Annotated in this window: 2 protein-coding genes; one reads left to right on the forward strand and one right to left on the reverse strand. The window is 30.7% G+C overall.

Annotation, left to right across the window (positions count from 1 at the left end):
* Window positions 1–66: 66 nt before the first annotated feature.
* The gene (hpf, locus tag ACI313_RS04325) at window positions 67–588 is read right to left on the reverse strand and encodes a ribosome hibernation-promoting factor, HPF/YfiA family (RefSeq protein WP_320608078.1); all 522 of its coding nucleotides are present in this window, start codon (window positions 586–588) and stop codon (window positions 67–69) included.
* A 169-nt stretch (window positions 589–757) separates the two neighbouring features.
* Between hpf and ACI313_RS04330 the strand changes: the two genes are divergently transcribed.
* On the forward strand, window positions 758–1,774 hold the full coding sequence (locus tag ACI313_RS04330; protein ID WP_439755364.1) for a shikimate dehydrogenase family protein: 1,017 nt from the start codon (window positions 758–760) through the stop codon (window positions 1,772–1,774).
* Window positions 1,775–1,865: the final 91 nt, after the last annotated feature.

Consider the following 1,865-nt stretch of genomic DNA (forward strand, 5'->3'; position numbering starts at 1 on the left):
CCAAAAGTTCACCCTAAAAGTTTTTGGATAAACCCCAAAAGATTTTGGTTACCCGAGTTACATAATTTATTCGGTTTCGATTAAACCATATCCACCCATTGTTCGTTTATAAACAACAGCAATTTTTTTAGTTTCATCATCAATATAAATGAAGAAATCATGTCCAAGTAGTTCCATTTTCATAATAGCTTCTTCCAAATCCATTTCTGTAGGTACAATAGATTTAGTTTTAACTTCAATTTCTTCTTCATCTTCTGTTTCATAATTTGCGAAATAATCAGTTATAGATTCTTTATGTTTTCTTTCCAATCTTGTTTTTTGACGACGAATTTGATCTTCTAACTTGTCCACAACTTTATCAATCGCATTATATAAATCATAATCCATTGCTTCTGCTCTTAGAATCGCAAATTTAGTTGGAATTGTGACTTCGATTTTTTGTTTTGTTGGATATGTACGAATTAAGACATTCGCCACATCATTGTCATCAATAATGATGTATTTATTCAGAACAGAAAGTTTTTTATTAACCTTTTCCTGAATACCTTTTGTTACGCTAATGTTTTTTCCTACAATATTAATTTTCATAATACGTACCTCCTAATGTTTACTTAGATTTTAAAATGATTATGTATCCTTGTCATTTCAAGACCCAACTTGGCCATTTTTAATACCATTTATTCCATTTATCATTTTTTAGTCATTGAATTTAAAAAATATGTTTCATATAATAGATACAAAATTTAGGAGGATTTATATGGACTACGGATTAATTGGAGAACATTTATCTCATTCATATTCAAAATTAATTCAAGAAAAACTACTTGATAACTATCATTATGACCTTCAAGAAATTGCCAAAGAAAAGCTTGACGAATTTATGACTTCAAAAGAATTTAAAGCCATTAACGTTACAATTCCTTACAAAAAAAGTGTCATTCCTTATTTAACAGAAATGGACTATGCTGCTAAACAAATCGGAGCCGTTAATACCATCGTTAATAGAGATGGACAATTATTTGGATATAATACAGATTACTACGGCTTTAAATACATGGTTACCAAGCACAGTGTATCTTTTGAAAATAAGAAAGTTGCTGTATTAGGAAATGGTGGTGCTTCCCAAGCTATCCAAGCCGTTGTAAAAGACTTAAACGCAAAAGAAATGCTTGTTACAGATTTGATTTTATCTGATGGAATCATTTCTATGGATGAACTGACACAAAATCATAGTGATGTTGAAATTATCATTAACACTACACCAATGGGAATGTATCCAAAAGTTCATGGTAGTGCCATTGATTTAGTTGCTTTTCCTAATTGTCAAGCTGTTTTTGATTGTGTATATAACCCTCAAGACACTGCTTTCACACTGCAAGCTAAATCTCTTGGCATAAAAACAGCTGTTACTGGACTAGAAATGCTTGTCGGTCAAGCAAAAAAAGCTTTAGAACATTTTAAAGATATCGAAATTGATGATAGTGAAATTGATCGCATTTATCGTGAAATATTATCAGAAACTTCCAATTGTGTTCTTATCAATGCTGATGAACAAACCGCAAAAAAATGCGCATCAGCAATGAAAAAGAACTTTGTGAATCTTAACGATTTAGATGACATTGAATCTTTTTGTATCTCATCAAACCAAGTTCTTCTAGCTAATTCAGAAATGGATCACACCACTCTAATTCGTAATGGATTTATTGTTAGCTCTTCTGAATATTCTTTAATTATAGAAGAATACAAAAGCGCAATTAGCCAATTTAACATTTAGTAAAAAATGGAAATCATTATTGATTTCCATTTTTTATTGTCTACATAAAACCCCCAGATATTCTGGGGGTCAGGAAAAGCTTTAGCGGAGT

Origin of the sequence: Floccifex sp., assembly GCF_051873495.1 — a bacterium.
Lineage (GTDB): Bacteria > Bacillota_I > Bacilli_A > Erysipelotrichales > Erysipelotrichaceae > Floccifex.

Bases quoted from the DNA above. Each gene is read 5' to 3' on its own strand.
- ACI313_RS04330 (WP_439755364.1), top strand. From the start codon at position 758: ATGGACTACGGATTAATTGGAGAACATTTATCTCATTCATATTCAAAA.
- hpf (WP_320608078.1), bottom strand. From the start codon at position 588: ATGAAAATTAATATTGTAGGAAAAAACATTAGCGTAACAAAAGGTATT.